Raw genomic sequence first — 21,758 nt, forward strand, 5'->3', positions numbered from 1 at the left:
ATGAAATATAATATTGATGTATTAAAACAACAAAACATAGCTTATAGTTGGGGTACTTTGTATGTAGGTTTGGAACTAGGGGTAATAGATCATAGCCATCTAACTCATTATGCAATTGAATACGTAGAGATGTTTCCCGATGTAGAAGATGCTAACATTCTTGAGCTTGCATGGGGATCTGAAGAAATAAATTATAAAAGAGTATTAATCGAAATACTAGAAGAATTTAATATGGAAGAGTTTTTAGAAGAAGGAGACAAATTTGAATACGAAACAAGAAAATGGAGATATGGGATATTAGAGTCATTGAAAAAAGCCTATAGAGATGATGGGTCGGCATTCCTTGAAGCTGTTGCTGAAGTATATGCTGATTTTCAATACCCTCGTGAGCTGGAAAGTTTTATCTACTATCTTCCTTCAAGTGATGATAAATATCGTCCAGAAGAGCACTCTGCAGAAGAAAATAGTAACAGATTAGTATCTGATTTAAAACACTTTTTGGATAATGAAAAGGAGTATTTTAAAAACTCTTAAGTTTTGAGCTCATGAGGTGATTAAATGAACTATTTTGCTAAAGTAACGAACCTAAATAAAAAGTTGGAAAGAGAAGTTACGTTAGATATAAATGGTATAGTATTTACAGCGTTTATTGATATTTGTTCGTATGAAATTAAGGAAGGGCAGCGTTATCCAGTGCGTATAAGTTTTACAATGATCAATGATTTACTTGTCTGCTTGATTGAAAAAAGACTCAAAGAGCTAGAGAGAATTGGGGAAGCATATGCGTATGTGGTTCGAGGAATTGTTTGGGACGGTTTTATTGATGCGGGTTTACATGTGATAGATGAAGACGGTTATTTAGATGATTATCCAGAGGTCATGGGTAAATATGCAGAAATTATAGTAGATCGACTTAGCGTGGAGTTTTTATAACGAACAGCCGTGTATTATGTGCGACTTAGGAGTTGAATAACATAATGATTGTCAAAGCCCTTACTATCATTCATGAAGATTGGGGAGAAACCTTCGAAGATTTTTGTATTTATTATCACTTAGATGTTGGCTTAAAAGGTGTTGAAGGCGCTTCAGATATGTTTTCATTTGAAGTTATAAGTCCTCCAAGGCTTTACAGTACAATTGAAGATATTGAAATTGGTCGTGGATATCTGATCATGAAAGACTATGACCAAAATAAAGTAGAACAAAGGGTGAAAAGACTTGTAGAAATGAACAGAGAGGAAGATTTTGAAGATGCATTAAAAAAATTATCTACATATTTTAGATGGGATATGGATAAGTAAAATATAAAAAAAGCTGCCTTTACAGGCAGCTTTTTCTTAATCCATTAATTTAGCAATCGGTTTTGAAAGGAACAAAACAATAATTCCAAGTACAATTGTTACAGCTCCGATTAAGCTGAAGATGTCGAAATAACCTAACGACTGTGTATAAGATGCAAGAACACCCGCTAGCTTATTAGCAACAGCAGAGCTTGCCATCCATACGCCCATTAAAAGAGAAGCAAGCTTTAATGGAGCCAGTCTACTTACCATAGACAACCCTACTGGCGAAATCATAAGCTCAGCCAGCGTGTGCAGGAAGTAAGTGAAAATCATGAACAGGATATTTACTTTTAAAGCTGGGTCATTACCAGTATACATAACGGCTGGAATTAAAATTAAGAATCCTAATCCGACTGTTACAAGTCCCATACCCATTTTTGTTGGTGTTTTAAAATCACCGCGTTTTGAATTTCCTAGCTTGTACCAAACAAGTGACATAATTGGTGCTAAAATCATGATAAACAGTGGATTCAATGATTGGAACCACTCTGTTGGAACCGTAAAACTACCGATTTGACGATCAATTTGATCTTGAGCATATAGCGTTAAAGAACTTCCAGCCTGTTCAAAAGCTGTCCAGAAAGCAATAACAACGAAAGCTAGAATAACGATAGCAACCGTTCTTTTCTTTTCTCGTGCTGTCAGCGGAGCAGTTGATGTTTGAGATGCTGCTGCATGAACTTTTCCTGTAGGCTCTTTCCCAATATCACCTAAATAGCGATTAGCCAGTAGGTTAAATAAAATTTGTCCAACAACCATTCCGATAGCTGCTGTTAAAAATCCGTATTTATAACTCATTAATCCAACAACTAATGGGGCAAAAAATGCACCAAAGTTAATACCCATATAAAAAATGGTAAAAGCACCGTCACGGCGAGGATCATTTTCTGCATAAAGATCTCCGACCAATGTGGAGATATTTGGTTTGAAAAATCCGTTTCCGATAATTAATAAAGCAAGTCCGATATACAAAGCGGCTACGCTTTGATGAATGAAGATGGAAAAATTCCCGAGTGCCATAATCACACCACCAATTGTGATGGCTAGCCTTCTTCCGAGGAAGCGGTCTGTTAAATATCCGCCAATCATCGGCGTAATGTAAACAGCACTAGTGAATGTTCCATATAAGCTCAGTGCAGTTGCTTTATCTACCCCGAGTCCACCTTGAGCAGCGGTAGCAGTTAAATAAAGAACAAGAATGGCTCTCATTCCATAATAACTAAATCTTTCCCATGCCTCAGTCGCGAATAATAAGTACAGTCCAGGAGGGTGTTTTTTCCTAGACTCATTTGGCTGCTGATTTTCGTGTTGTACAGCTGCTTGCATAATGAAGTCCCCCTAAAATTTCTCTCATACTATTTAATTCTTTTATTTGAATTGATCAAAAAATCAGAATATAAGTACTGGAATAAATATAATGTATTTTTATTTTAGTAGAAAAACAATAATTTCGTCAATGAAATTATATGGAAAAATCAAAAAAATAATTAAATATACACAAAAAAGTATTAAATTACTTATTTAAAAGCATTTTTAAAAATACATTTATATTATTAAATATTCTAATATATGTTATGGAAAATGAAGTAAGAAAGTAATACTATTTTTGGAAACGAAAATTCGAAAGAAAAAAGGATCTGTTATTCAGATCCTTTTTTATCTTCGCCCGCATTTAATTCAGCAAGCTTCTGCAGCAAAATATGCTGAGGCATATGCATCAATTGCTCGAGGGGGATATTTAATTGTTCTGCTAATTTTACGGCTGTATCCGGAGAAATTTGCAGTGGTCTCATACACAACGACCTCCTTTTGCATATAAAGTAATGAAAGTGAAGAAGTATAAACAGTAAATTCGTGCTTTCACTATTAAGTAATGCTAAAGTTAATAATAAGTGATAATAGAGGAGTTGAGCAAGTATGTTTGTAATAGGTCATCGCGGCGCAGCTGGAACGTTTCCTGAAAATACGATGATTTCCTTCAAAGAAGCAGCGAGAGTCGGAGCACACGGAATTGAACTTGATGTGCATATGACAAAGGATGGAGAACTTGCTGTAATTCATGATGAAAAAGTAGATCGAACGACGAATGGAAAAGGGTATGTAAAAGATTTTACGTATCAAGATTTACAAAAATTAGATGCGAGCTATAAGTTCAAAAAAAAGTACGGGGTATGTAAAATTCCCATGTTAAATGAAGTAATGGAGTGGGCTTCAAGTGAAGGAATTAGTGTAAATATTGAGTTGAAAAACAATATATTTGACTATCCATACTTAGAAATGAAAGTCTTGGATTTAATTTATTTATACAAGATGAAGGATCGAACGATGATTTCATCTTTTAATCATAACAGCTTAGCCCGAATTGGTTCTTTGGATTCTACGATTGAAACAGCTATTTTGTATTCTTATCCGATGTATGAGCCTTGGGTATATGCGCAGCATCTTGGCGCAAAAGCTCTTCACCCTAATCAGCGTACCGTGAATGAAGTAAATGTAGCTGCTTCAAAAGATTGTCAAATTCCAGTGCGACCTTACACAGTAAATGATGTAAAAGTAGCTGAGCAGCTTCGGAAATATGGATGTGAATCCATTATTACTGATTATCCTGAAAAAATGGTGAAGCAATTTGGGGGACGCTTTTCGTAAAAAAACATCGCATTAATGCGATGTTTTTTTATCTTTTTGAAATCTGTTTTGAACTTTGTTTCGCTTGCGGTCTCTGTGCAGAATAAAGCCAGCAACAAATCCAAGGCCGATTACAAATAACAGAAGGCCGACTGAAAATTGCAAAAATAAAGAAGGGAACGGGGATTGCAGGATGCCAAAAATCATATCTCTCATAAGTTTAATGCCATATCCAGCGAGTATACCAGGAATAAGTAAGATTAGCAGGGCAATAATTCGAACCATAGCTTCTCCTTTCGCTTCTCTTTTTTAAAATGAATGCGTTTACATTATGAAACCGTTATACTTGAATCATAAAAGAACTAAATAAATTGTCAAGAGCGTTTCTTTTTTTATATGATAGGTATATGCAATATTTTGCACGGAACATGTACATATTAATTAGAAAAGGTGAAAAAATATGCAAAATGTGTTGATCGTTGGAGGAGGAAAAGGCGGATTAGCTATTCTGAAAATCTTGTTGGAAACCGAATTTATGAAAGTGATTGGTGTAGTAGACGTACGAGCTGACGCGCCGGCTGTTTTGCATGCGAAAGAACAAGATATTTCAACCGGAATGAATTGGGAGCCTTATATGACAAAGCAGCTCGATGTCATTGTTGAAACAACAGGTAAACAAGGTGTTTTTCAACAATTGCAGAGAAGCAAACCTGCTGATGCACTGGTAGTTCCGGGATTGGTTGCTGAAATTATGGCCAATCTGATGGAGGAAAAAGAAGAGTTAATTCAGCGGTTAAAGCAAGAATCGTATAAATATGATCTTATTTTTAACGCGGCTCATGATGCGATGGTCGTGATTGATAGGAATGGATATATTACGCTATTTAATCAAAGTGCCGAGCGTTTGACGAACTTTTCACACAGAGATGTAATTGGTAAGCATCTTCATGAAGTTATTCCAAATAGTAAACTTGTTGATGTTCTTCATACAAAAACGATTGATCAAAATAGTGAATTTGTGTTAGATAGCGGACGGAAGGTCATTACGACTAGAATACCAATACTCGACGAGAATAGAGAGCTGTTTGGTGCCTTTTCGATTTTTAAAGATATTACGGACGTTGTCGGATTGGCAGAAGAAGTTACGAACTTAAAAGAAGTACAAACTATGCTTCAAGCTATTATTCAATCTTCTGAAGAAGCTATTTCGGTTGTCGATGAAGAAGGAAGAGGGATTTTAATTAATCCTGCTTATACGAGAATTACGGGTTTAAAAAAGACGGATATTATTGGTCAGCCCGCGACTGCCGATATCTCTGAAGGAGACAGTATGCACATGAAGGTGCTGCAAACAAGACGTCCTGTTCGAGGTGTAAGAATGAGGCTTGGTCCGAGTAAAAGAGACGTAGTTGTGAATGTTGCCCCCGTTATTGTCGATGGAAAATTAAAAGGCAGCGTTGGCGTTATTCATGATATGTCTGAAATTCAAGAGCTTACAAATGAACTCAAAAGAGCGCGTCAAATTATCCGAACGCTTGAAGCGAAATATTCATTTGCTGATATCATTGGTCAGTCTGAAGAATTTCAGTTAGCAATTGAGCAGGCTAGACTTGCTGCTAAAACACCAGCTACTGTTTTGCTTAGAGGTGAATCTGGGACGGGTAAGGAGCTGTTTGCACATGCGATTCATAATGCGAGCAGCCGAAAGTTTAATAAATTTGTTCGGATCAACTGTGCTGCACTTTCTGAGTCTTTGCTTGAAAGTGAACTTTTTGGGTATGAAGAAGGAGCTTTTTCGGGGGCAAAACGAGGCGGAAAACGAGGTGTTTTTGAAGAAGCCAATAACGGTAGCATCTTTTTGGATGAAATCGGGGAGCTTTCAGCTCATATGCAGGCTAAGCTGCTTCGAGTGCTTCAAGAAAAAGAGCTTATTCGCGTTGGAGGCACGACCCCCATTCCGGTGAATGTTCGCGTGATTGCAGCTACGAATGTGAATTTAGAAAAAGGAATGGCTGATGGAAGCATTAGACAGGACTTGTATTATCGGCTAAACAAAATTCCGATTCACATACCTCCTCTTCGGAAGAGAAAAGAGGATATTGGAGCGCTTGTTACACACTTAATTACAAAAATTAATCAAGATTACGGCCGACATGTTGAAGGGGTAACAGATCGGGCCTTACAATCATTGAGATCATACGACTGGCCAGGAAACGTCAGAGAGCTTGAAAACATATTAGGAAGAGCTATTATTTATATGCACTATACGGAAACAATGATTGATTCTGTTCATCTCCCTTCACTTGAAGGCAAGGGCAAAAAAGAAAAAAATCAGGCGAATGAAGAGGTAGTATTCGAAGGGAAGACTTTAGCGCACATGATGGAAAATTATGAAGCTGAACTTATTCAAAAAGTGCTGATTGCAAACAAGTATAACCGAACGAAAACAGCAAAACAGCTCAATATTTCCCTGCGTTCTCTGTATTATAAGTTGGAAAAATACAATCTTGCAAATAACAGCATGCAATAAAATGCATGGTGTGCAAGTTATTGCATATAAATAGAGAGGTATTCTTTTTTTCTGTTTGTCGTTAGAATCAATAAAAAAATTTTTTTGTGCGTAGAAACGGATATAAGCAGCTATATTATGTAATATATGCAGAGTGTGGCACAAATCTTGCATATATTTTAAGTGACTGCATAAACGCGCAGTATGCTCTTTAAAAAGGGGCAAAAGAAAGAATGAAAAAGGAGAGGTCGAACATTCCATGACTCTTGCTACCATCTTATCTCGGGTTGCTAAGCAGTCTTCTTTGACTGTTGCTGTTGCTGCAGCTGAAGACTTAGAAACAATTGAGGCAGTGTATGAAGCTGTGTCAAGGGAAGTTTCTGAATTTATTTTGTTTGGCAACGAAACAACAATTAATGAATTATTCAGGCAGTACCGCCCATCCTTACTCACTCATAAGGCTGTGACGGTCGTACATACGGAGTCCGTTTTAGAAGCGGCTCAATTGGCTGTGCGTTCAGTTCAGCAAGGTCAAGCTCATATCGTAATGAAAGGGAATTTATCCACATCGCTTATTTTAAAAGCTGTGTTAAATAAAGAGCATGGTTTGCGTACGGGAAATGTTTTATCACACGTAGCTGTGTTTGATGTTCCTCACTATGACCGCCCTATTCTTGTAACAGATGCAGCTATGAATATTACGCCATCTCTGGAAGAGAAAGTTCAAATCATTCAAAACGCGGTGAACGTTGCTCACTCGATTGGGATAGAGGTGCCAAAGGTAGCTCCTGTTGCAGCGGTTGAAGTTGTGAACCCTTTGATGCCTGCCACAGTAGAGGCTGCACTTCTTACACAGATGAACCGCAGAGGACAAATTAAAGGCTGCGTTATTGATGGACCTTTAGCACTGGACAATGCCATTAACATAGAAGCAGCCAAGCAAAAAGGCATTCAAAGTGAAGTTGCCGGTCAAGCAGATATATTACTCGTTCCAGCAATTGAAACAGGGAACGTCTTATATAAATCCCTTATTTATTTTGCTAAAGCAAAAGTTGGAGCTATTCTAGCGGGGGCAAAAGCTCCGGTCGTCTTAACATCCAGAGCAGATTCATCAGAAAGTAAATTATACTCACTGGCGCTTGCTATCAGCGTCGCTCAACAGAATTCTTAGGAGGCACTAACAATGAAAATTTTTGACTATATGGAAACATACGATTATGAGCAGTTATTATTTTGCCAAGATAAAGATTCAGGCTTAAAAGCCATTATTGCGATTCATGATACAACAATTGGACCAGCTCTAGGCGGTACGAGAATGTGGACATATGAATCAGAAGAGGCTGCAATTGAAGATGCGCTTCGTTTATCACGCGGAATGACTTATAAAAATGCAGCAGCAGGCTTGAATTTAGGAGGAGGAAAAACGGTTATTATCGGAGATCCTCGCAAAGACAAAAATGAAGCGATGTTCCGTGCATTTGGCCGCTTTATTCAAGGGTTAAATGGTCGATATATTACAGCAGAAGATGTGGGCACAACGGTAGAGGATATGGATATTGTATATGAGGAAACGGATTATGTAACGGGTGTATCTCCTGCCTTCGGTTCATCAGGCAATCCATCACCAGTCACAGCCTACGGCGTATACCGAGGAATTAAAGCAGCAGCAAAAGAAGCATTTGGAACAGATATGCTTGAAGGAAAAGTAGTAGCTGTCCAAGGTGTAGGAAACGTAGCATATAATTTATGCCGCCACCTTCACGAAGAAGGGGCAAAACTTATTGTAACGGATATTAATAAAGAAGCTGTTCAGCGTGCGGTAGAAGAATTTGGTGCGCAAGCAGTAGACCCAAATGATATTTATGGTGTAGAATGTGATATCTATGCTCCTTGTGCACTCGGAGCAACGATTAACGATGAAACGATCCCTCAAATAAAAGCAAAAGTTATTGCAGGGGCAGCTAATAATCAATTGAAAGAAACGCGTCATGGTGATTTAATTCATGAATTAGGCATTGTATATGCACCGGACTATGTTATTAATGCAGGAGGCGTTATTAACGTAGCTGATGAGCTAGTTGGATATAACCGTGAGCGTGCGCTGAAAAAAGTTGAAGGTATTTATGATAATATTGAAAAGGTAGTTGAAATCTCAAAGCGAGATGGCATTCCAACCTATCTAGCAGCAGATCGCTTAGCTGAAGAAAGAATTGAAAAGCTGCGTCGTTCACGCAGTCAATTTTTACAAAATGGACAGCATATTTTAAGTAGACGTCATACGCGCTAATGTTTGAGCTGAAGGCTAGGCAAAAGGAATAAATGAAATCCTTTCGACCTAGCCTTCGTTTATGAGAATGATAAGGTAGGAGGACATGTGTTGGATATGCACGAATATCGAATGCTGATAATAAATCCGGGTTCAACGTCCACAAAAATTGGCGTGTTTCACAACGATAAACCAATTTTTGATCGAACAATCCGCTACGATTCACAACAAATGAATCAGTTTGAGACGATATATGCACAGTATGAGTTCCGTAAAAACTCGATTTTAGAGGCACTTGATGAAGAAGGGATTAATTTATCTAAATTAAGTGCAGTATGTGGAAGAGGAGGGCTTTTACGCCCGATTGAAGGCGGCACATACGAAGTAAATCAAGCCATGCTCAAAGATTTAAAAGACGGTTATGCCGGCCATCATGCTTCAAATTTAGGCGGGATTTTAGCGTTTGAGATTGCATCTGGATTAAATATTCCAGCATACATTGTTGATCCAGTGGTGGTAGATGAGCTAAGTGACATCGCTCGTATCTCAGGAACTCCTTTTATGGAAAGGAAAAGCATCTTTCACGCGCTGAATCAAAAATCGGTGGCTCGAAAAGTGGCCAAAGAAATGAATAGCACATACGAACAAATGAACGTTATTGTTACCCATATGGGCGGGGGCATTACGGTTGGAGTTCACAAGTGCGGAAAAGTAATTGATGTGAACAATGGCCTGCACGGCGACGGTCCTTTTAGTCCAGAGCGCGCTGGCGGTGTACCGGTTGGTGAATTAGTTCGTCTTTGCTTTTCAGGTCAGTATTACCGCGAGGAGATTATGAAAATGCTTGTAGGAAAAGGCGGACTTGTCGGTTATTTGGGCACATCTGACGTGCAGAAAGTCGAAGCGCTAGTGAAAAATGGAAACGAAAAAGCTAAGCTTATCTACGAAGCAATGGCTTATCAAATTTCGAAGGAAATTGGAGCTGCCAGTACGGTATTGCATGGAAAAGTAGATGCCATTATTCTAACGGGAGGCATTGCTTATTCAAAAGCGTTTGTTGAGCTGATTATTAATCATGTAAAGTGGATTGCAGATGTCATTGTTTATCCTGGAGAAAATGAGCTTCAAGCGCTAGCTGAAGGGGCTCTCCGAGTGCTTACAGGTGAAGAAGAAGTAAAGGAATATAAAGGCGCTTAATAGCGTTTGCAGAAAGGTGTGAAGCAGTGTGGCAAAAGAATATGATTTGGTCATTCTCGGCGGTGGAACCGGAGGGTACGTAGCAGCTATTCGTGCCTCTCAGTTAGGTCTATCGGTAGCGGTTGTGGAAAAAAATAAGTTAGGCGGCACATGCCTGCACGCAGGGTGTATCCCAAGCAAAGCTTTACTAAGAAGTGCAGAAGTCTATCAAACGGCTAAGAAAAGCAGTGAATTTGGCGTAGAAACGTCCAATGTACTATTGAACTATGCTCGTGTACAAGAACGAAAGTCAGAAATTGTTTCACAGTTACATAATGGTGTCAAACAGCTAATGAAAAAAGGTAAAATTGACGTATATGAAGGAATTGGACGTATTTTAGGACCTTCTATTTTTTCTCCTATGCCAGGAACCATCTCCGTTGAATTAAAAAGCGGTGAAGAAAACGAAATGCTTATTCCAAAGAATGTAATTGTCGCAACAGGGTCTCGCCCTAGAACATTACCTGGTTTAACAATCGATGGAGAGAAAGTAATCACTTCAGATGAAGCATTAAAGATGGAAACACTTCCTGCTTCTATTATTATTGTGGGAGGCGGCGTCATTGGAATTGAATGGGCGTCAATGCTCACAGATTTTGATGTTGATGTAACGGTTGTTGAATACAGCGATCGAATTTTACCAACAGAAGATCAAGATATCTCCCGTGAAATGACGAAGCTTTTAAAAGCAAAAGGAGTTACCATTATTACTTCTGCTAAAGTAATGGCTGATACACTGTCTGTTGGTGGTCAGGTGAAAATTTCTGCTCAAGTAGGAGACGATATGCAAGAATATGAAGCAGAAAAGCTGCTTGTATCTGTAGGGCGTCAAGCGAATGTCGAAGGAATTGGTCTCGAGAATACCGATATTGTAGTAGAAAACGGTGTGATTGCCACAAATGATTTTTATCAAACGAAAGAATCTCATATCTACGCAATTGGAGATGTGATTGGCGGACTGCAGCTTGCACATGTAGCTTCTCACGAAGGAATCGTAGCTGTTGAGCATTTACACGGTGACAAGCCTTTGAAGATTGATTACACAACAATTTCTAAATGCGTATACAGCAGCCCGGAGGCAGCAAGTGTAGGATTAACAGAACAAGAAGCAAAACAGCAAGGATTTCAGCTGAAGGTTGGAAAGTTTCCGTTTAAGGCCGTTGGAAAAGCTCTTGTATATGGAGAGGCAGAGGGATTTGTTAAAATTATTGCCGATGCCGACACAAATGATGTTCTTGGTGTGCATATGATTGGACCTCACGTGACGGATATGATTTCTGAAGCGGGTCTTGCAAAGGTATTGGATGCTACACCATGGGAAATTGCTCATACCATTCATCCTCATCCTAGCCTTTCAGAAGCGATGGGAGAAGCTTCATTAGCTGTAGATGGAAAAGCGATTCATTTTTGATGATTAAAGGAGGTTTAAACATGACAAAAAACCGTCATGAATCATTAGGATTAACTGATGAACAAGTACTTGAAATGTACCGCACTATGCTGCTTGCACGAAAAATTGATGAGCGTATGTGGCTATTAAACCGTGCAGGGAAGGTGCCTTTTGTTATTTCATGTCAAGGTCAAGAAGCCGCTCAAGTTGGCGCAGCTTTTGCCTTAAACAGAGAGAATGATTACATATTACCTTATTACCGCGATCTGGGTGTTGTGCTGGCATTTGGAATGACTGCGCGCGATTTAATGCTTTCTGGGTTTGCTAAAGCAGAAGATCCAAACTCAGGAGGTCGTCAAATGCCAGGTCACTTTGGCCATAAGGAAAAGCGAATTGTAACAGGATCTTCTCCAGTTACAACACAGGTGCCTCATGCAGTAGGAATCGCTTTAGCAGGACGATTGGAGAAAAAAGACTTAGTCACGTTTGTTACGTTTGGAGAAGGATCTTCTAACCAAGGAGACTTCCACGAAGGCGCGAACTTTGCAGGTGTTCATAAGCTTCCTGTTATCTTTATGTGTGAAAATAACAAGTATGCGATTTCTGTTCCGGTTGAAAAGCAGCTAGGGTGCGCAAAAGTATCTGATCGTGCGATTGGATATGGTATGCCAGGCTACACAATTGATGGAAACGATGTCCTTGAAGTATATCGAGTGGTAAAAGAAGCAAGAGATCGTGCATCCAGAGGAGAAGGGCCTACTCTTATTGAAACTGTTTCAGAGCGTTTGACTGCCCATTCAAGTGATGATGATGATCGTGCATATCGCGGCGCAGAAGAATTGTCTGAAGCTAAAAAGAGTGATCCGCTTGCGTACTTTGCGACTTATTTAAAAGAGGTTAACGTGTTAACCGATGAACGAGAAAAACAAATGCTTGATGATATTATGAACATCGTTAATGATGCAACAGATTATGCTGAAAACGCTCCTTATGCAGAAGCGGAATCGGCTTTAAAATACGTGTACGGTGAGTAAGGAGGAGAACATATGCCGGTTATTTCATATATTGATGCAGTAACAATGGCCATTCGTGAAGAAATGGAAAGAGATTCCCGCGTGTTTGTATTAGGAGAAGACGTAGGAAAAAAAGGCGGCGTATTTAAAGCAACCAACGGACTGTACGAACAGTTCGGGGAAGAAAGGGTTATTGACACACCTCTTGCAGAATCTGCTATTGCAGGCGTAGGAATCGGAGCGGCAATGTACGGCATGCGTCCGATTGCGGAAATGCAATTTGCTGATTTTATTATGCCTGCAGTCAATCAAATCGTGTCAGAAGCAGCGAAAATTCGCTATCGTTCTAATAATGATTGGAGTTGTCCAATTACAATTCGAGCTCCGTACGGCGGTGGAGTTCACGGTGCTCTTTATCATTCTCAATCTGTTGAAGCACTGTTTGCCAATACGCCAGGGTTAAAGATTGTGATGCCTTCTACGCCTTATGACGTAAAAGGATTATTAAAAGCAGCTATTCGTGATGATGATCCAGTTCTTTTCTTTGAGCATAAGCGTGCGTACCGTTTGATTAAAGGAGAAGTCCCTGAAGATGATTATGTACTTCCGATTGGCAAAGCAGATGTAAAGAGAGAAGGAGACGACATCACGGTTATTACATATGGTCTTTGTGTACACTTTGCTCTTCAAGCTGCTGAAAAGCTAGAAGCAGACGGTATTTCAGCACACATCTTAGATTTAAGAACGGTCTATCCACTTGATAAAGAAGCTATTATAGAAGCAGCATCTAAAACAGGTAAGGTCCTGCTTTTAACGGAAGACAACAAAGAAGGCAGCATTATGAGCGAAGTAGCAGCTATTATTGCTGAACACTGCTTATTTGATTTAGATGCGCCAATTCAGCGCCTTGCTGGCCCCGATGTTCCAGCTATGCCGTATGCACCAACAATGGAAAAATATTTTATGGTGAATCCAGATAAAGTAGAAAAAGCAATGAGAGAATTAGCTCAATTTTAAAAGGAGTTGTATCAATTGGCTATTGAAAAAATTACGATGCCGCAGCTCGGTGAAAGTGTAACAGAAGGTACAATTAGCAAATGGCTCGTTTCTGTTGGAGATCACGTAAATAAGTACGACCCGTTAGCTGAAGTCATGACGGATAAAGTAAATGCTGAAGTGCCTTCTTCTTTTAGTGGAACAATTAAAGAGTTAATTGCAGGTGAAGATGATACTTTACCCGTGGGAGAAGTGATTTGTTTAATTGAAGTAGAAGGAACTGTACCTCAAAAAGAACAGAAAACGTCTGATAAGACTGTAGAAGAATCAGCGCCAAAAACAGCGGACAGTCAATCCAATAAAAGCCGATACTCTCCAGCTGTTATGCGTCTGTCACAAGAACATAATATTAATTTAGATACCGTGACAGGAACAGGAGCGGGCGGCCGCATTACGAGAAAAGATATTTTAGCTGTTATCGAAAAAGGCGGAGCTGCTGAAGTGAAAGAAACACCTGCATCAACAGTTCAGCGAGAAGCACCCGTAGCGGCAGCTGCTCCAAAAACGAAGCAACCCGCGCCGGTTGTGTCTGCAGCCGGAGATCAAGAAATCCCTGTTTCAGGCGTGCGTAAAGCTATTGCAGCAAATATGCTTCGCAGTAAACACGAAATTCCGCATGCATGGACAATGGTTGAAGTTGATGTAACGAACTTAGTTTCTTATCGTGATGCATTAAAGACGGAGTTCAAACAAAAAGAAGGTTTTAACTTAACTTATTTTGCGTTCTTCGTAAAAGCAGTGGCTCAGGCTTTAAAAGAATTCCCTCAAATGAATTCAATGTGGGCAGGAGACCGTATTGTTCAGAAAAAAGATATTAATGTATCTATTGCTGTTGCAACAGACGATGCTTTATTTGTGCCGGTTATTAAACAAGCCGATGAAAAGACAATCAAAGGCATTGCGCGTGAAATTACAGAGCTTGCGCAAAAAGTTCGTACGGGTTCATTGAAGTCTGAAGACATGCAGGGCGGAACGTTTACTGTTAACAACACAGGCTCATTTGGTTCCGTGCAATCAATGGGGATTATTAATTACCCGCAAGCGGCTATTTTACAAGTAGAATCTATTGTAAAACGTCCGGTTATTATTGATAACATGATTGCTGTTCGAGATATGGTTAACTTATGTTTATCACTTGATCACCGCGTGTTGGACGGCTTGGTGTGCGGCAGGTTCTTGGCAAGAGTTAAAGAGATTTTAGAATCTACGTCTAAAGAGAATACGTCCGTCTATTAAAAAAAGCAAATGGAGCTTTCTCCATTTGCTTTTTTATTTTGAAGCAATGATTGAACAATTTGTAAAAGATGTATTAAAATAAAAGAAGAATCATCAAACTTCAAAGTGTAATCATCTAGGTCTAGCAGGCAGCTATTAACTGTAAAGGGGCATGGAAATGAAAACAAATACATTATCATTTCATGAATTTACACGTACACCTAAAGAAGATTGGGCACAGGAAGTTAGCAAAAACACCGCGCTCCGCTCAAAAGAAACGTTAGAAAACATCTTTTTGAAACCGCTTTATTTTGAAAGTGATACGGCACATTTAGACTACTTGCAGCAGAGTCCGGCGGGAATAGATTGTTTAAGAGGAGCCGGTAAAGAATCATACATACTAGGGGAATGGGAAATCACCCAAAAAATCGACTTACCTTCTATTAAAGAAAGCAATAAACTTCTTTTACACAGTTTGAGAAATGGACAAAATACGGCCGCTTTTACGTGCAGTGAAGCAATGAGGCAAGGAAAAGACGTTGATGAAGCAACTGAAGCTGAAGTAGCCTCAGGCGCTACAATTTCTACTTTAGAGGATGTTGCTCATTTGTTTCAGCATGTAGCTCTTGAAGCTGTGCCTTTATTTTTAAATACGGGATGTACATCCGTTCCACTTCTTTCGTTTCTAAAAGCATACTGTGTTGATCATAACTTTGATATGAGACAGCTAACAGGTACGGTTGGAATGGATCCGCTCGGCACTCTTGCTGAATACGGGAGAGTTCCACTTTCTACTCGAGATTTATACGATCATTTAGCTTACGCAACGCGTTTGGCTCACAGTAATGTTCCAGAGCTCAAAACGATCATTGTATCAAGCATTCCTTACCATAACAGCGGTGCAAACGCTGTTCAAGAACTAGCTTATATGCTTGCTACAGGAGTGCAGTATATTGATGAATGCATGAAACGCGGTCTGTCCTTACATCAAGTTTTACCTCACATGACCTTTTCTTTTTCAGTTAGCTCACATTTATTTATGGAAATATCAAAACTTCGTGCTTTTCGCATGCTTTGGGCAAATGTGGTTCGTGCTTTTGATGACACGGCCGTTTCAGTGCCGTTTATTCATACGGAAACGTCACGTCTTACACAGTCTAAAGAAGATATGTATACAAATGCATTAAGGAGCACGGTTCAAGCGTTTGCTTCTATTGTAGGAGGAGCGGATAGTCTGCATATTGAACCATATGATTCCGTTACATCCTCATCTTCTCAGTTCGCTCATCGCCTTTCCCGTAATACTCACTTAATTTTGCAGCACGAAACACATATATCAAAAGTAATGGATCCTGCTGGAGGCTCTTGGTACGTTGAAGCTTACACACATGAATTAATGACAAAAGCTTGGGAGTTATTTGGCAACATTGAAGACCACGGCGGAATGGAAGAAGCTTTAAAACAAGGGCGAATTCAAGATGAAGTTGAACAAATGAGAGTAAAAAGACAAGGAGATATAGAGTGCCGAATTGAGCGCTTGATCGGAGTCACACACTATGCTCCTAAGCAACACGCTGCATCTGAAGAGATAAAAAGCACTCTGTCTAAAAAAGAAGAAAGAAAAATGAATAAATACAGTGACCAGAACACTTCGGAATTTTTATCAAATCTTTCGCTAGAGGACTATACAAAGCTAGCATCTAAAGGGGTAACAGCAGGGTGGATGCTAAAACAAATGGCGAAGCAGTCACAGCCAGACAGTGTTGTGCCGCTCACTAAGTGGAGAGCAGCAGAGAAGTTTGAAAAAATACGGGTTTATACAAAGGGAATGAGCATTGGCATTATGGAGCTCGCCGATCCTAGCAGCCATAAAAAAGCTGAGATTGCCCGGTCTTTATTTGAAAGCGCAGGCTTTGCGTGTGAAACAATTAAAAACATAGATTCCTACGTCGAGATAGCAGATTGGATGAATGAACAAAAGCACGAAGCATATGTAATCTGTGGAAGTGATGAACTCGTGGAAAAGCTCTTAACAAAAGCGATGACTTATTTTGAGGAAGATTCCGTTTATGTGTACGTAGTAGGGGAAGAACACGTATCACGCAAAACGCAGTGGCAGCAAAAAGGTGTAATGAGCGTCATACATCCTAAGACAAATGTTATTCAATGCGTTAAGAAGTTATTATGTGCTTTGGAGGTAGAAGTTCATGTATAAAAAGCCTTCTTTTTCTAATATTCCATTATCATTTTCAAAGCAGCAAAGGGAAGATGACGTGACTCAAAGTTCATTCACTGCTTTTCAAACAAATGAACAAATTGAATTAAAATCATTATATACAAAAAAAGACAGAGATGACCTCGACTTTATTCACTTTGCACCTGGTATTCCACCGTTTGTGAGAGGACCGTATGCAACGATGTATGTGAATCGGCCTTGGACGATTAGACAGTATGCAGGATACTCAACGGCGGAGGAAAGCAATGCCTTTTACCGCCGAAACCTAGCTGCTGGACAGAAAGGGCTGTCTGTTGCTTTTGACCTAGCTACCCACCGCGGCTATGACTCTGATCATCCAAGAGTTGTTGGAGATGTAGGGAAAGCAGGAGTGGCAATTGATTCAATGATTGATATGAAGCAGCTGTTTGAAGGGATTCCGCTTGATCAAATGTCCGTGTCGATGACGATGAACGGGGCGGTTCTTCCTATTTTAGCTTTCTACATCGTAACAGCTGAAGAACAAGGAGTAAAAAAAGAAAAGCTGGCTGGAACGATTCAAAACGATATTTTAAAAGAATATATGGTGCGCAATACGTATATTTATCCTCCTGAAATGTCCATGCGAATCATTGCGGATATTTTTAAATATACAGCGGAGCATATGCCGAAATTTAACAGTATTAGTATATCAGGCTATCATATGCAAGAAGCAGGCGCTCCAGCAGACTTAGAGCTTGCTTATACGCTTGCAGATGGACTTGAATATGTACGAACCGGCTTGAAAGCAGGAATTTCAATTGACGCGTTTGCACCGAGACTATCCTTTTTCTGGGCAATTGGAATGAACTACTTTATGGAAGTAGCGAAAATGAGAGCGGGGAGGCTGCTGTGGGCAAAACTCATGAAACAGTTTGAGCCGGACAACCCTAAATCACTCGCTCTTAGAACGCATTCTCAAACGTCCGGATGGAGCTTAACCGAGCAGGATCCATTTAATAATGTTATTAGAACATGCGTCGAAGCTCTGGCTGCAGTGTCAGGACATACGCAATCGCTTCATACAAACGCACTGGATGAAGCGATTGCTCTTCCGACTGATTTTTCAGCTAGAATTGCTCGAAATACGCAGCTTTATTTGCAAAATGAAACGGAGATTTGTTCCGTCATTGACCCTTGGGGAGGCTCTTATTATGTGGAATCATTAACGAATGAATTAATGATAAAAGCGTGGAAGCACCTTGAAGAAATAGAACAGCTCGGCGGAATGACAAAAGCAATAGAAGCAGGCGTACCTAAAATGAAGATAGAAGAAGCTGCTGCGCGCAGACAAGCAAGAATAGACTCGCAGGTAGAAATTATTGTAGGTGTGAATCAGTTTCAGCCGGAGCAAGAAGAACCGCTTGATATTCTTGATATTGATAACACAGCAGTTCGAATGAAGCAGCTGGAAAAGCTAAAGAAAATACGCAGTGAACGTAACGAACAAGCGGTACTTGAAGCGCTTAATCGACTGACCACTTGTGCCAAAACAGGCGAAGGGAATCTCCTTGCTTTTGCGGTTGAAGCTGCAAGAGCTAGAGCTACACTAGGTGAAATTTCAGAAGCGATTGAGAAAGTGGCTGGAAGACATCAGGCTACTTCTAAGTCAGTCAGCGGGGTATACAGTGCGGAGTTTGCGCATCGAGATCAAATCGAAGAAGTTCGAAAGCTCACGGCTGAATTTTTAGAGGAAGAAGGAAGACGCCCAAGGATTTTAGTGGCGAAAATGGGGCAAGACGGTCATGACAGAGGATCAAAAGTGATTTCAACAGCCTTTGCTGACCTTGGATTTGATGTGGATATTGGCCCTTTATTTCAAACGCCTGAAGAGACAGCAAGGCAAGCTGTAGAAAACGACGTACATGTGATTGGGATAAGCTCTTTGGCAGCCGGGCATAAAACGTTACTGCCGCAGCTTGTTGATGAGTTAAAGAAATTAGAGCGCGACGATATCGTTGTTATTGTCGGAGGCGTTATTCCTAAACAAGACTACTCATTTCTTTTAGAGCACGGCGCTTCTGCAATCTTTGGACCTGGAACAGTAATCCCAAAAGCGGCCGTTTCCGTCTTACATGAAATAAAGAAACGGTTAGAAGAATAGTTGGTGAAGACAATTGGTGAAATTAAAAACGGTACAAGATTATAAACAAGGGCTGCTTGAAGGGAAAAGAACAGCGTTAGCTCAAGCCATTACTTTAATTGAAAGTAAAGCGCCGAAGCATAAAGCAATAGCACAACAGCTGATTAAAGAAATCTATCCCCATACGGGGCATTCAGTGCGCATTGGTTTTACTGGCGTACCAGGAGCAGGAAAAAGTACGCTGATTGACAAATTTGGATCGTATCTATGCAAAAATGGCCATTCCGTTGCAGTTTTAGCAGTCGATCCAAGCAGTACCTTGTCTGGAGGAAGTATTTTAGGAGATAAAACCAGAATGGAGCTGCTTGCCAAACAAGAGAACGCTTTTGTCCGTCCTTCACCTTCTCAAGGAACGCTTGGAGGTGTTCATCTTAAAACGAGAGAAGCCATTTTTCTTTGTGAAGCGGCTGGGTATAACATCATATTTGTCGAAACGATGGGTGTTGGCCAAGGTGAAATGATTGTAAAAGAGATGGTAGACTTCTTTGTTTTGCTTGCTTTAACCGGAGCAGGAGATGATTTGCAAGGAATTAAAAAAGGGCTGCTTGAATGGGTTAATTTAATTTGTGTAAATAAAGCAGACGGGGATAACCGGCTAAAAGCAGAAGTGACTGCAAAAGAATACAAAAGTGTCATCGGTTTTCTTCACGGTCATTCCGGAGGGTGGAAACCACAGGTCATCACAACTTCTGCTTATGAAGAAGCGTCGTTTCAACATTTATGGCAGATAATTTGTGACTATAAGGAATGGATGAATAAAAAAGATCTGTTTTATGCAGTAAGACAAAAGCAAATGAAGGCATGGTTACAAGCAAGTGTTAATGAATATTTACAAGAATCATTTTATGAACATCCTTTAGTTAAGCAAACATTAGGGGATGTTGAAAAACAAATGATGACCGGAGATGCCACAATGGCTGAAGCTCTCCAACACTTGATTAAAATCTATCAGCAGGCGATGAAAGAAATGTAAAAAAGGATCCTGCATTTTATGCGGATCCTTCTACACTAGGGAGTTAAGAGTATGGTTTTCTAGCTGTAAAAACAGTATCACCATTTCTTTTCTTGTTTAATCTTGATTACCAAGAAAAAATGAGTCAAAGCAATCGCCTTTTTAGTTTTCGTTTGCTATGATAAAGGATAGATAGCAAAAGGGAGGTATGAAAATGAATATCGATTTTAACTTGTTTATGAACGACGTTGTTCGTCAGGCCCGTAAAGAAATTACAGCTGCTGGTTATACAGAATTAACGACGGCTGAAGCGGTAGATGAAACGTTTAAACAGCCTGGCACAACGCTTGTAATGGTGAATTCAGTTTGCGGTTGTGCAGGAGGTATTGCAAGACCTGCTGCAGCGCACGCTGTACATTATGATAAACGTCCAACAAACTTGGTTACAGTATTTGCTGGGCAAGATAAAGAAGCAACTGCGCGTGCACGCGAATACTTTGAAGGTTATCCGCCTTCATCTCCATCTTTCGCTTTATTAAAAGACGGAAAAATTATCACAATGGTAGAGCGTCACGAAATTGAAGGCCATGAGCCAATGTCAGTTGTGATGAAGCTGCAAGAAGCGTTCGAACAGAACTGTGAAGAAGTGTAAGAGAGAAGCCGTTTTGAACGGCTTCTTTTTTTATGCATTTTTTTATCCGTCTGTATGCAGGCTTTCTAATGAGTGGAAAATGTTGAGAAAAGGTATTTTCAAATAGTGAAACTTATATTTAAAAAAGATATTGCATATTTATAATGTTGTGTTAAAATACATTTATATGAATATATATTTAAATTTCGACATTTACTTGCAATAGTAAAAAACTTATTTCATAATATTATTAATTTTTAAAAAATAATGTAAGGAATAAACTAGGGGGAACGAAGATGAAATTGAAAAAGTGGTTATCGGTAACGGCAATTGGTCTCTTAACAGCAGGCGTTTTAGCTGCATGCGGAGCAGGAGAAGGAACGTCTAATGGCGGAGCAAGCAGCGACGACAAAGATAAAAAAGTACTTGTAATGGGAACATCAGCAGATTACCCACCCTTTGAATATATTGATACGGCAAAAGGTGATAGTGAAGCAATCGGATTTGACGTAGATTTAGCAAAAACAATCGGTAAAAAGTTAGGCTATGACGTGCAGGTAAAGGATATGGAATTTGGCGGATTAATTCCAGCTTTACAATCTAATAAAGTCGATTTAGTTTTAGCCGGTATGACGCCAACTGAAAAGCGTAAAAAGAACGTGGACTTCTCAGACGTATACTACGAAGCAAAAAACATGATTGTATCGAAGAAAGATGCGCCAATTAAAAACGCAGAAGAACTAAAAGGAAAAACAGTCGGTGTACAAACTTCTTCTATTCAAGCAGACGAAGCAAAAGAAATTGCAAAAGAAGTTGACGGAGTAAATGTAACAACGCGTGACCGTATTCCAGAACTAATTCAAGAAATGAAATCAAATCGTATCGATGCAGCGATTATTGAAGATACAGTAGCTAAAGGGTATGTGAACAAAGACAAAAGCTTGCAAATGTCTGATACAGGACGTCCCGATTCAAGTAAAGGATCAGCAATCGCATTTCCTAAAGACAGCAAGCTAACGAATGACTTTAACCGTGAATTAAAGAAAATGAAAGAAAACGGTGAATTGGATAAATTAATCGTTAAGTGGTTTGACGACCAAAAATAAGAATGATAGTTAGAGAGGA

The 21,758-nt window shown here is 39.6% G+C and carries 20 protein-coding genes; 17 read left to right on the forward strand and 3 right to left on the reverse strand.

Annotated elements, in window-relative coordinates:
- Genes AC1VNJ_RS02275 through AC1VNJ_RS02285 form a run of 3 tightly spaced genes read left to right on the forward strand, consistent with a single transcriptional unit; the run spans nucleotide 1 to nucleotide 1,301 of the window.
- Entirely contained in the window at nucleotides 1–534 is a 534-nt protein-coding gene (locus tag AC1VNJ_RS02275) for a DUF2247 family protein (protein WP_482640283.1), read from the forward strand.
- Nucleotides 535–558: 24 nt separating this feature from the next.
- Complete coding sequence (locus tag AC1VNJ_RS02280) at nucleotides 559–933, forward strand: hypothetical protein (RefSeq protein ID WP_230933575.1); 375 nt, start codon at nucleotides 559–561, stop codon at nucleotides 931–933.
- Between the two features lie 44 nt (nucleotides 934–977).
- Complete coding sequence (locus AC1VNJ_RS02285; protein WP_482640284.1) at nucleotides 978–1,301, forward strand: Imm8 family immunity protein; 324 nt, start codon at nucleotides 978–980, stop codon at nucleotides 1,299–1,301.
- Between the two features lie 36 nt (nucleotides 1,302–1,337).
- Here AC1VNJ_RS02285 and AC1VNJ_RS02290 read toward each other — a convergent pair whose 3' ends face one another.
- On the reverse strand, nucleotides 1,338–2,669 hold the full coding sequence (locus AC1VNJ_RS02290; RefSeq protein ID WP_033579713.1) for a peptide MFS transporter: 1,332 nt from the start codon (nucleotides 2,667–2,669) through the stop codon (nucleotides 1,338–1,340).
- Nucleotides 2,670–2,983: 314 nt separating this feature from the next.
- On the reverse strand, nucleotides 2,984–3,136 hold the full coding sequence (locus tag AC1VNJ_RS02295) for a YycC family protein (protein WP_064504589.1): 153 nt from the start codon (nucleotides 3,134–3,136) through the stop codon (nucleotides 2,984–2,986).
- Nucleotides 3,137–3,260: 124 nt separating this feature from the next.
- Between AC1VNJ_RS02295 and AC1VNJ_RS02300 the strand changes: the two genes are divergently transcribed.
- A complete protein-coding gene (locus AC1VNJ_RS02300) occupies nucleotides 3,261–3,989 on the forward strand; it encodes a glycerophosphodiester phosphodiesterase (protein WP_014458256.1) in 729 nt (242 codons plus the stop codon).
- Nucleotides 3,990–4,001: 12 nt separating this feature from the next.
- On the opposite strand, the gene AC1VNJ_RS02305 is transcribed toward AC1VNJ_RS02300, so the two are convergent.
- Entirely contained in the window at nucleotides 4,002–4,253 is a 252-nt protein-coding gene (locus tag AC1VNJ_RS02305; protein WP_028411584.1) for a DUF2627 domain-containing protein, read from the reverse strand.
- Nucleotides 4,254–4,428: 175 nt separating this feature from the next.
- On the opposite strand from AC1VNJ_RS02305, the gene AC1VNJ_RS02310 reads away from it, so the two are divergent.
- The 13 genes from AC1VNJ_RS02310 (at nucleotide 4,429) to AC1VNJ_RS02370 (ending at nucleotide 21,739) form a co-directional block, all read left to right on the forward strand.
- Nucleotides 4,429–6,498, forward strand: a complete 2,070-nt coding sequence (locus AC1VNJ_RS02310; RefSeq protein ID WP_034271001.1) for a sigma-54 interaction domain-containing protein — start codon at nucleotides 4,429–4,431, stop codon at nucleotides 6,496–6,498.
- A gap of 238 nt (nucleotides 6,499–6,736) precedes the next feature.
- Nucleotides 6,737–7,648, forward strand: coding sequence for a phosphate butyryltransferase (yqiS, locus tag AC1VNJ_RS02315; RefSeq protein WP_028411582.1), 912 nt, complete (start codon nucleotides 6,737–6,739; stop codon nucleotides 7,646–7,648).
- A 12-nt stretch (nucleotides 7,649–7,660) separates the two neighbouring features.
- Nucleotides 7,661–8,764 (forward strand): branched-chain amino acid dehydrogenase, encoded by a 1,104-nt coding sequence (bcd, locus tag AC1VNJ_RS02320; protein WP_013059125.1) that lies wholly within the window; start codon nucleotides 7,661–7,663, stop codon nucleotides 8,762–8,764.
- A 96-nt stretch (nucleotides 8,765–8,860) separates the two neighbouring features.
- On the forward strand, nucleotides 8,861–9,940 hold the full coding sequence (gene buk / locus AC1VNJ_RS02325) for a butyrate kinase (RefSeq protein ID WP_372492011.1): 1,080 nt from the start codon (nucleotides 8,861–8,863) through the stop codon (nucleotides 9,938–9,940).
- 28 nt (nucleotides 9,941–9,968) lie between these two features.
- Nucleotides 9,969–11,390, forward strand: a complete 1,422-nt coding sequence (gene lpdA / locus AC1VNJ_RS02330) for a dihydrolipoyl dehydrogenase (protein WP_028411580.1) — start codon at nucleotides 9,969–9,971, stop codon at nucleotides 11,388–11,390.
- 20 nt (nucleotides 11,391–11,410) lie between these two features.
- Entirely contained in the window at nucleotides 11,411–12,403 is a 993-nt protein-coding gene (locus AC1VNJ_RS02335) for a thiamine pyrophosphate-dependent dehydrogenase E1 component subunit alpha (protein WP_013084976.1), read from the forward strand.
- A 12-nt stretch (nucleotides 12,404–12,415) separates the two neighbouring features.
- The gene (locus AC1VNJ_RS02340; protein ID WP_013084975.1) at nucleotides 12,416–13,399 is read left to right on the forward strand and encodes an alpha-ketoacid dehydrogenase subunit beta; all 984 of its coding nucleotides are present in this window, start codon (nucleotides 12,416–12,418) and stop codon (nucleotides 13,397–13,399) included.
- Between the two features lie 15 nt (nucleotides 13,400–13,414).
- Nucleotides 13,415–14,674, forward strand: a complete 1,260-nt coding sequence (locus AC1VNJ_RS02345; protein WP_482640285.1) for a dihydrolipoamide acetyltransferase family protein — start codon at nucleotides 13,415–13,417, stop codon at nucleotides 14,672–14,674.
- 157 nt (nucleotides 14,675–14,831) lie between these two features.
- Nucleotides 14,832–16,868, forward strand: coding sequence for a methylmalonyl-CoA mutase family protein (locus AC1VNJ_RS02350; RefSeq protein ID WP_033579717.1), 2,037 nt, complete (start codon nucleotides 14,832–14,834; stop codon nucleotides 16,866–16,868).
- Nucleotides 16,861–19,011 carry a methylmalonyl-CoA mutase gene (gene scpA / locus AC1VNJ_RS02355; protein ID WP_028411577.1) on the forward strand — a complete coding sequence of 717 codons (2,151 nt, stop codon included), beginning with the start codon at nucleotides 16,861–16,863 and terminating at the stop codon, nucleotides 19,009–19,011. Before AC1VNJ_RS02350 ends, scpA begins: the two co-directional genes overlap by 8 nt.
- 16 nt (nucleotides 19,012–19,027) lie before the next feature.
- On the forward strand, nucleotides 19,028–20,023 hold the full coding sequence (meaB, locus tag AC1VNJ_RS02360; RefSeq protein WP_033579718.1) for a methylmalonyl Co-A mutase-associated GTPase MeaB: 996 nt from the start codon (nucleotides 19,028–19,030) through the stop codon (nucleotides 20,021–20,023).
- Between the two features lie 193 nt (nucleotides 20,024–20,216).
- Nucleotides 20,217–20,654, forward strand: a complete 438-nt coding sequence (locus AC1VNJ_RS02365) for a BrxA/BrxB family bacilliredoxin (RefSeq protein ID WP_028411575.1) — start codon at nucleotides 20,217–20,219, stop codon at nucleotides 20,652–20,654.
- Between the two features lie 281 nt (nucleotides 20,655–20,935).
- A complete protein-coding gene (locus tag AC1VNJ_RS02370; RefSeq protein WP_026106695.1) occupies nucleotides 20,936–21,739 on the forward strand; it encodes a transporter substrate-binding domain-containing protein in 804 nt (267 codons plus the stop codon).
- The last annotated feature ends 19 nt before the right edge of the window (nucleotides 21,740–21,758 follow it).

The sequence above is a fragment of the Priestia sp. 3CA3 genome, from assembly GCF_056836725.1.

What these genes read in the sequence shown, in the direction of transcription:
- AC1VNJ_RS02280 (WP_230933575.1), top strand. Translation starts at nt 559, where the DNA reads ATGAACTATTTTGCTAAAGTAACGAACCTAAATAAAAAGTTGGAAAGA.
- AC1VNJ_RS02300 (WP_014458256.1), top strand. Translation starts at nt 3,261, where the DNA reads ATGTTTGTAATAGGTCATCGCGGCGCAGCTGGAACGTTTCCTGAAAAT.
- AC1VNJ_RS02285 (WP_482640284.1), top strand. Translation starts at nt 978, where the DNA reads ATGATTGTCAAAGCCCTTACTATCATTCATGAAGATTGGGGAGAAACC.
- bcd (WP_013059125.1), top strand. Translation starts at nt 7,661, where the DNA reads ATGAAAATTTTTGACTATATGGAAACATACGATTATGAGCAGTTATTA.
- AC1VNJ_RS02365 (WP_028411575.1), top strand. Translation starts at nt 20,217, where the DNA reads ATGAATATCGATTTTAACTTGTTTATGAACGACGTTGTTCGTCAGGCC.
- AC1VNJ_RS02350 (WP_033579717.1), top strand. Translation starts at nt 14,832, where the DNA reads ATGAAAACAAATACATTATCATTTCATGAATTTACACGTACACCTAAA.
- AC1VNJ_RS02290 (WP_033579713.1), bottom strand. Translation starts at nt 2,669, where the DNA reads ATGCAAGCAGCTGTACAACACGAAAATCAGCAGCCAAATGAGTCTAGG.
- AC1VNJ_RS02340 (WP_013084975.1), top strand. Translation starts at nt 12,416, where the DNA reads ATGCCGGTTATTTCATATATTGATGCAGTAACAATGGCCATTCGTGAA.
- AC1VNJ_RS02305 (WP_028411584.1), bottom strand. Translation starts at nt 4,253, where the DNA reads ATGGTTCGAATTATTGCCCTGCTAATCTTACTTATTCCTGGTATACTC.
- buk (WP_372492011.1), top strand. Translation starts at nt 8,861, where the DNA reads ATGCACGAATATCGAATGCTGATAATAAATCCGGGTTCAACGTCCACA.
- AC1VNJ_RS02295 (WP_064504589.1), bottom strand. Translation starts at nt 3,136, where the DNA reads ATGAGACCACTGCAAATTTCTCCGGATACAGCCGTAAAATTAGCAGAA.
- AC1VNJ_RS02275 (WP_482640283.1), top strand. Translation starts at nt 1, where the DNA reads ATGAAATATAATATTGATGTATTAAAACAACAAAACATAGCTTATAGT.
- AC1VNJ_RS02335 (WP_013084976.1), top strand. Translation starts at nt 11,411, where the DNA reads ATGACAAAAAACCGTCATGAATCATTAGGATTAACTGATGAACAAGTA.
- scpA (WP_028411577.1), top strand. Translation starts at nt 16,861, where the DNA reads ATGTATAAAAAGCCTTCTTTTTCTAATATTCCATTATCATTTTCAAAG.
- AC1VNJ_RS02310 (WP_034271001.1), top strand. Translation starts at nt 4,429, where the DNA reads ATGCAAAATGTGTTGATCGTTGGAGGAGGAAAAGGCGGATTAGCTATT.
- yqiS (WP_028411582.1), top strand. Translation starts at nt 6,737, where the DNA reads ATGACTCTTGCTACCATCTTATCTCGGGTTGCTAAGCAGTCTTCTTTG.